The following is a 7,845-nucleotide window of genomic DNA, read 5'->3' as shown; positions in this document are numbered from 1 at the left end:
ACGCACCTCGCTGCTGGCGGGCTGCATTTCGGTGCTGATCGCCATTCTGATTGGCGTGCCGCTTGGGCTGATTGCCGGTTACTGGCAAGGCTGGTGCGACGGCATTATTTCGCGCTTTATCGAAGCGCTGCTGGCGTGCCCGTTTCTGATTCTGGCGATCGCGCTGGGCGCATTTCTCGGCCCGAGCTTGTCGAATGCGATGATCGCCATCGGTTTATCCGCGATGCCGATTTTCGCCCGCTTGACGCGCGGACAGGTGATAGCCATTCGGCACGAAGAGTACATTGACGGTGCGCGAGCGATTGGCTTGCCCGATCGCTGGATCATCCTGCGTTACGTGCTGCCCAATGTGCTGTCGCCAATTCTGGTGCAGGCCACGCTGGCGATTGCTTCGGCGATCATCACCGAAGCCAGCCTCTCATTCCTTGGCCTCGGCCAGCAACCGCCCTCGCCTTCATGGGGTGCGATGCTGAATACCGCCAAAGGCTTTCTCGAACAGGCGCCGTGGATGTCGATTTTCCCCGGCCTGGCTATTTTTCTCACCGTGCAGGGCTTCAACCTGCTGGGCGACGGTTTGCGCGACGCGCTCGACCCACGCGATGACTCACACTAAGGAACGATCATGAGTGAACTGGATTTTAACGTCAGCTATGCCTCACACCGCGTACCGATGATGGGACGCAACGCGGTTGCCACTTCGCAGCCGCTGGCGGCGCAGGCCGGGATGCGCATGCTGCAACAGGGCGGTAATGCAGTGGATGCGGCGATTGCCAGTGCAATGGCGTTAACCGTGCTGGAGCCCAGCGGCAACGGCCTTGGCAGTGACGCCTTTGCGATTATCTGGGATGGCAAACAACTGCACGGTTTGAATGCCTCGGGCCGCTCGCCTGCGGCGTGGAGTCCGGAACGCTTTGCCGGGCGCGATGCCATGCCGGAAATCGGCTGGGAAGCAGTCACCGTGCCGGGCGCGGTTTCGGCGTGGGTTGAGCTGGCCGAACGCTTTGGCACGCTGCCGCTTACTACGCTGGCGCAACCGGCCATTGAATACGCGCGTGACGGTTTCCCGGTTTCACCGCTGATTGGTCATCTATGGCAGCGCGCCTACAACAAGCTGAAAGATCAGCCTGGTTTTGTCGAATGCTTTGCGCCCGAGGGTCGCCCGCCGCGTGCTGGTGAACTGTTCCGCAATCCGGCACAAGCCGAAACGCTGCAAAAAATCGCCGAGACGCGCGGTGAAGCCTTCTATCGTGGCGAGCTGGCTGAAAAGATAGTGGCCTTCGCTGAACAACATGGTGCAGCGCTCAACCTTGATGATCTGAAAAATCATCGCGCTGATTGGGTGGAATTGTTATCGCGCCCGTTTGCGGGCGGTTCGGTGCAGGAGCTGCCGCCGAACGGTCAGGGCATCGCCACTTTGATTGCGCTGGGCATTCTCGAACAGTGGGATATTGGCCGCTATGAACCGGATTCGGTGCCGTGGCTGCATCTGTCGATTGAAGCGATGAAGCTGGCGCTGGCCGATCTGGATCGCTACGTCAGCGATTACGATCACCTCGAGTTCCCGGCGGAATTGCTGCTGAGCGATGACTATTTGAAACAGCGCGCGCAGCTGATTAATCCCGATCGGGCCGGGGATTTTACCTTTGGCTCCCCGCAGCAGAGCGGCACGGTGTATCTCTCCACCGCCGATGCCAGCGGCATGATGGTTTCCTTTATACAGTCAAACTACATGGGCTTCGGTTCTGGCGTGGTGGTGCCGGGCACCGGCATCAGCCTGCAAAACCGTGGCTGCGGTTTCTCACTCGATCCACAACATCCCAATGTGGTGGCCGGCGGCAAGCGTCCGTTCCACACCATCATTCCGGCGTTTGCCCTCGACGGTGACGGTCAGCCGCTGATGTCATTTGGCGTGATGGGCGGCCCAATGCAGGCGCAAGGACATTTGCAGATGGCGCTGCGCATCATGCAACACAAGCAAAATCCGCAGGCAGCGATTGATGCACCGCGCTGGCGCGTTGAGCAAGGGCGTGCGGTGGTGGTTGAGCCGGGCATCGACCGTAACGTGCTGGCAAAGCTGCGCGAGATGGGGCATCAAATTACGCTGGAAGATCCACTGCTCGGCTATAACTTCGGCGGTGCGCAGGCGATTGTGCGCGATCCGCAAGGCTTCTACATCGCCGCCACCGAAAGCCGTAAGGATGGGCAGGCGCTGGTGTTCTGATTTGCTGTATTAAAAAAGGTCACCATAAATGGTGACCCTACGAATTCCGCTATTTCCTTGTCGGGTGCGCATTTATGCGCACCAGGCAAACGCCGCCCGTTGTACCCGCCAGGCCATTGCACTATCCTTTAGGACCATTCCCACCGAATCGAATTTGCCATAACAGGAGTTAATCATGGCGTCAGGAATTTCCCGCATCTGGATGCGTACCGGCATGCTGATGGTCAGTGCCTTAGTCGTGCTGCAACTTACGGCCTGTGGCGACAAAGAGGGCGATCAGCGTAAAGCGTTCAGTGACTTCCTTCAGAACACAGTGATGCGCAGCGGCGAACATCTGCCAAGCCTGAGTGAAAACCAGAAGCAGACCTTCGGTAACTACGCCAGCGATTACGCCATCCTGTATGGTTTCTCGCAGCAGACCAATCAGGCGATTGAGCAAGGTATGCGTCCGGTGGTTGATGAGTTAGCAGCGATTCGTGTACCGCAGGATTACCTGACGCGCCGCGATAGTCTGCGCCAGGCCAGCGGTAATCTGAGCGTGCTGACCCAGCAGATTCAGAGCGCCAAAATGCAGGCGGACAGCAGCAAAGCCACGCTGAAGCAGCCGGATGATCTGAAGAAAGTCTACGATGCCGCGTTTACCAAAGTGGTAACGCAGCCAGCCAGCACTCTGATTCCGCTGCTGCCACAGCTGCAGGCGCTGAGCCAGGCGGCGGTGCAAGCCGGCGACTATCTGCAATCGCAAGGCACACGCGTAACCTTCAACGACGGCGGCGTGCAGTTCCCAACCCAGGATCAGGCAACGCAGTACAACACGCTGATGAGCAATCTCTCCAGCAATGCACAAGCGCTGACGCAAGCGCAAAATGCGGTGCAAAGCGGGTTATAACAGCCGTTATATTTTAGTGGTCGCCATCAATGGCGACCCTACAAGCCATTCGTTTCTTTTCAGAATTTCGTCACTTCCTTACAGCCCACTTTTCTGCTGCAGCATATTGTGATCTGGCGCATTTTCAACCAAAAATAGTTTGTGACATTGATCACATTTACACAACAAAGCACCCAACTTAAAAGGTGACTTAAGTCACATTCACCACCTTGTTTTGCTTAATTTTTCGGCGCCGTTGCTTTCTTACAGTGCCTTTTTGTGATCGGTATCACCTTATTGCACCCCAACTACCCCAACTTAGCGTGATCTGCATCACACTTAGGGACTGCTCTACGCAGCGTAATAAACTAGTGCTAGAGTCCGCGTGCATACAGTAATGCCACGGCCCCCGCCGTAACGTTCAAACAAAAACAAACGCGCTCTCTTATTGCAGCGCGTCTCAATAAGGGGTGGGTTTATGTCCTCATCAGTAAAGGTCAAGGTTCAGAGCTTTGGTCGCTTTCTGAGTAATATGGTGATGCCTAACATCGGTGCGTTTATCGCATGGGGTATCATCACTGCGCTGTTCATCCCAACCGGATGGATTCCAAACGAAACGCTGGCGAAACTCGTCGGCCCAATGATCACCTACCTGCTGCCGCTGCTGATTGGTTTCACCGGTGGACGTTTGGTTGGCGGCGATCGCGGTGGCGTGGTCGGTGCGATCACCACCATGGGCGTGATCGTCGGTGCCGATATGCCGATGTTCCTCGGCTCGATGATTGCCGGTCCGCTGGGCGGCTGGGCGATCAAATCCTTTGACCGCGCCGTTGATGGCAAGATCAAAAGCGGCTTCGAGATGCTGGTTAACAACTTCTCGGCCGGTATCATCGGTATGCTGCTGGCGCTGTTAGCGTTCCTGGCAATCGGTCCACTGGTTGAAGGCCTGTCACACATTCTCGCCGCTGGCGTGAATCTGATGGTGCAGAACAACCTGCTGCCACTGACGTCGATCTTTGTTGAACCGGCGAAAATCCTGTTCCTCAATAACGCCATCAACCACGGTATCTTCTCTCCGCTGGGTATCCAGCAGGCGAGCGAGGCCGGCAAATCAATCTTCTTCCTGATTGAAGCTAACCCAGGTCCGGGTATGGGCGTGCTGGTTGCCTACATGATGTTTGGTCGCGGTAGCGCTAAACAATCTGCAGGCGGTGCAGCGATCATTCACTTCCTGGGTGGTATCCACGAAATTTACTTCCCATACGTGCTAATGGCGCCGCGTCTGTTGCTGGCAGTTATCCTTGGCGGTATGACTGGCGTGTTCACCCTGACGCTGCTGAACGGCGGCCTGGTTTCTCCGGCTTCTCCAGGTTCCATCCTGGCCGTGCTGGCGATGACGCCAAAAGGCGCTTACTTCGCGAACATTGCGGCCATCATCGCTGCGTTTGCGGTCTCCTTCGTGGTCTCTTCAATCCTGCTGAAAACCAGCAAAGTGAAAGAAGATGACGATATCGAAGCGGCGACGCAGCGCATGCAGGATATGAAAGCGCAGTCGAAAGGTCAGGCCGTTGCCGGTTCACCGGTTGCTGGCGACGCGATGAGCGTTGACCTGAACCACGTACGCAAAATCATCGTAGCCTGTGACGCCGGTATGGGTTCAAGTGCGATGGGTGCAGGCGTGCTGCGTAAGAAAGTGCAGGACGCGGGTCTGAGCAATATCTCCGTCACCAACACGGCGATTAACTCGCTGCCGGGCGACGTCGATTTGGTGATTACCCACCGCGATCTGACCGAACGTGCGATGCGTCAGGCACCGCAGGCGCAGCACATTTCGCTGAACAACTTCCTCGATAGCGCGCTGTACAGCAATCTGACCGAACGTCTGGTTGCCGCTAACCGCAGTGAAGCGCGTCGCGAAACCGTGCAGACCACGCTGGCTGACAGCTACGACGAAGGCAACGCGCACCTGTTCAAACTGGGTGCAGACAACGTGTTCCTCGGCCTGAGCGCCACCCATAAAGAGCAGGCGATTCGCTTTGCGGGTGAGCAGCTGGTGAAAGGCGGTTACGTTCAGCCGGAATATGTTGAAGCGATGCTGGAACGTGAAAAGCTGACGCCAACTTACCTCGGTGAATCCATTGCTGTGCCACACGGTACCGTAGAAGCGAAAGACCGCGTGCTGAAAACCGGCGTGGTGTTCTGTCAGTATCCGGCAGGCGTGCAGTTTGGTGATGAGCCAGAAGACGTGGCGCGTTTGGTGATTGGTATCGCCGCTCGCAATAACGAGCACATTCAGGTGATTACCAGCCTGACCAACGCGCTGGATGATGACAGCGTGATTGAGAAGCTGGCCAATACCACCAGCGTGCAGGACGTGTTGGACCTGCTCTCAGGCAACACCGTCAAAGCGTAATACCACGTTTTACCTTCCCTGGGGCGGGTAAGCCCGTCCCACATTTCCGGGGCGGACTTGCCCGCCCTTTCGTCATTTGATATGGGTCAAATTTATGAAAGCGTTACATTTTGGAGCAGGTAACATTGGTCGCGGTTTTATCGGTAAGTTACTGGCGGATGCCGGCATCGAGCTGGTGTTTGCTGACGTCAATCAGGTGGTACTTGATGCCCTTAACGCCCGTCATGAGTATCCGGTTCATGTAGTTGGCGAGCAGGCAAAAGTCGAAATCGTAACAGGCGTCAGCGCCGTCAATAGCACTAGCGATGACATCGTTGCGCTGATTGCGGAGGTTGATATCGTCACCACGGCGGTTGGCCCGCAGATTCTGGAGCGCATCGCCGGTGGCGTCGCCAAAGGTCTGGCTAAACGCAGCGACAGCGGTAACGTCCGTCCACTCAACATCATCGCCTGTGAAAACATGGTGCGCGGTACCAGCCAGCTGAAACAGCACGTGCTGAAAGCGCTGCCAGAGCAGTATCACGCGTGGGTTGAAGCGCATGTTGGCTTCGTTGATTCTGCGGTCGATCGCATCGTGCCGCCATCCGAAGCCGGCACCACCGATCCGCTGGAAGTCACCGTGGAAACCTTCAGCGAGTGGATTGTTGATAAAACCCAGTTCAAAGGTGAATTGCCAAACATTCCTGGCATGGAATTAACCGACAACCTGATGGCTTTCGTTGAGCGCAAGCTGTTCACCCTCAACACCGGTCACGCCATCACCGCGTATCTCGGCCAGCTGGCCGGTCACGCTACTATTCGTGACGCGATTCTTGATGAGAAAGTGCGTGCGGTAGTGCAAGGCGCGATGCAGGAAAGCGGTGCAGTGCTGATCAAGCGTTATGGCTTTGAGGCCGATAAGCATGCTGCTTACATCCAGAAAATCCTCACCCGCTTCGAAAACCCGTACCTGAAAGATGACGTTGAGCGTGTAGGCCGTCAGCCGCTGCGTAAACTGAGCGCGGGCGATCGCCTGATCAAGCCAACGCTGGGCACCATTGAATACAACCTGCCGCACACCAATCTGGTGCAGGGCATTGCCGCTGCCATGCACTATCGCAGCGAAGCCGATCCGCAGGCGCAGGAACTGGTTGCGCTGCTGGCGGAAAAAGGCCCGCAAGCCACGCTGGCGGAAATTTCTGGCCTGGATGCCAACAGCGAAGTGGTCACCTCAGTGGTGAGCGCTTACAACGCTATGGCATAATGCGCGCCCTTTAGTGGTTAACTCGGGCGCGCTTGCGTGCCCGCTGGCGGTAGCTGAACGATGCAGGCAATGATGGAAGAGAAGCAGGCTTTTGAAAACCGGGTGCTTGAGCGCCTGAACGCCGGTCGTTCGGTGAGAAGCTTCCTGATCGCCGCCGTTGAGCTGCTGACCGAAGCAGTTAACCTGCTGGTGCTGCAAGTGTTTCGCAAGGATGATTACGCGGTCAAATACGCAGTAGAGCCGCTGCTGCTGGGTAATGGCCCGCTGGGCGAACTCTCGGTTCGCCTCAAGCTGATTTACGGCCTGGGCGTGATCAACCGGCATGAGTACGAAGATTGCGAACTGCTGTTGGCGCTGCGTGAGGAGCTGAATCACGACATCAGCGATTATCGTTTTACCGACGATGAGATCCTCGGCCCGTTTGGCGAATTGCACTGCGTAGTCGCCTGGCCGCCGCAGCCGGATTTCAACCGCGACGACGAGCAACTGCGCTCCATGCAGCAGCAGCGCTATCTGCAGATGGTGCGTTCAACCATGGTGCTGTCGCTCACCGAGCTGATTTCACGCATTTCGCACAAGCAGGTGTTTAAAAAGCCGGCATTGTAGGGTCGCCATTCATGGTGACTAGGCGAGCATGAATACGCACCCTACGAAAACCTCGGCAAACAACTGTAGGGTCGCCATTCATGGCGACCAGGCGAGCATGAATACGCGCCACGCTGCAAAACTGCGTAGATTTGTGTATCCTTTGCCTGTTTTCCTTAACGAGTTTTCCCCCAATGAAAGAACAAGAAAAAGCCGAGATTAAACTGCTGAGCGATCAGCTTGATGCGCTCAACCGCAAAGAAGCCCCGCTGTTAGCCTCTGGCGATGCCGAAAAGCTCGGTGAACTGCTGCGTGAAAAAGAGAAGCTGGAGCTGGAAATTGAGCGCCTGCGCAGTGTGCGCACCGAGAAGCTGAGTAAAGAAGCGCAACAGCTGCAGAAGCTGGGCTTTAGCCGCGAAATCACCAAGAAAGAACAGGCCAACATGGGCGCATTTAAGAAAAGCGTGCGCGGCCTGGTGGTGGTACACCCAATGACCACGCTCGGACGTGAGATG

7 protein-coding genes are annotated in these 7,845 nt (G+C 56.5%); all 7 read left to right on the top strand.

Annotated features, from left to right (window positions below; genetic code table 11):
* Positions 1-613, top strand: a 613-nt coding sequence (locus tag RTY00_RS15355; RefSeq protein WP_312665029.1) for an ABC transporter permease, incomplete at its 5' end; no start/stop codon positions are given.
* Positions 614-622: 9 nt separating this feature from the next.
* Positions 623-2,221, top strand: a complete 1,599-nt coding sequence (locus RTY00_RS15350; RefSeq protein ID WP_312665027.1) for a gamma-glutamyltransferase family protein — start codon at positions 623-625, stop codon at positions 2,219-2,221.
* Between the two features lie 175 nt (positions 2,222-2,396).
* On the top strand, positions 2,397-3,110 hold the full coding sequence (locus RTY00_RS15345) for a DUF3053 domain-containing protein (RefSeq protein ID WP_312665026.1): 714 nt from the start codon (positions 2,397-2,399) through the stop codon (positions 3,108-3,110).
* A 457-nt stretch (positions 3,111-3,567) separates the two neighbouring features.
* Entirely contained in the window at positions 3,568-5,502 is a 1,935-nt protein-coding gene (locus tag RTY00_RS15340) for a PTS mannitol transporter subunit IICBA (protein ID WP_008104656.1), read from the top strand.
* Between the two features lie 94 nt (positions 5,503-5,596).
* Entirely contained in the window at positions 5,597-6,745 is a 1,149-nt protein-coding gene (gene mtlD / locus RTY00_RS15335; RefSeq protein ID WP_008104658.1) for a mannitol-1-phosphate 5-dehydrogenase, read from the top strand.
* Positions 6,746-6,805: 60 nt separating this feature from the next.
* Complete coding sequence (gene mtlR / locus RTY00_RS15330) at positions 6,806-7,351, top strand: mannitol operon repressor MtlR (protein WP_175501725.1); 546 nt, start codon at positions 6,806-6,808, stop codon at positions 7,349-7,351.
* A gap of 173 nt (positions 7,352-7,524) precedes the next feature.
* Positions 7,525-7,845 (top strand): YibL family ribosome-associated protein (locus RTY00_RS15325; protein ID WP_312665025.1); only part of this gene is annotated, 321 nt, incomplete at its 3' end.

The organism is Pantoea sp. CTOTU49201, assembly GCF_032054795.1.
Classification (GTDB): Bacteria; Pseudomonadota; Gammaproteobacteria; order Enterobacterales; family Enterobacteriaceae; genus Pantoea; species Pantoea symbiotica.
The sequence above is the reverse complement of the archived record's forward strand: the minus strand, read 5'-3'. Positions and strand labels throughout refer to the sequence as shown.

Excerpts from the sequence above, each read along its gene's own strand:
- RTY00_RS15350 (WP_312665027.1), top strand. The coding sequence starts at position 623 with ATGAGTGAACTGGATTTTAACGTCAGCTATGCCTCACACCGCGTACCG.
- RTY00_RS15345 (WP_312665026.1), top strand. The coding sequence starts at position 2,397 with ATGGCGTCAGGAATTTCCCGCATCTGGATGCGTACCGGCATGCTGATG.
- RTY00_RS15340 (WP_008104656.1), top strand. The coding sequence starts at position 3,568 with ATGTCCTCATCAGTAAAGGTCAAGGTTCAGAGCTTTGGTCGCTTTCTG.
- mtlD (WP_008104658.1), top strand. The coding sequence starts at position 5,597 with ATGAAAGCGTTACATTTTGGAGCAGGTAACATTGGTCGCGGTTTTATC.
- mtlR (WP_175501725.1), top strand. The coding sequence starts at position 6,806 with ATGCAGGCAATGATGGAAGAGAAGCAGGCTTTTGAAAACCGGGTGCTT.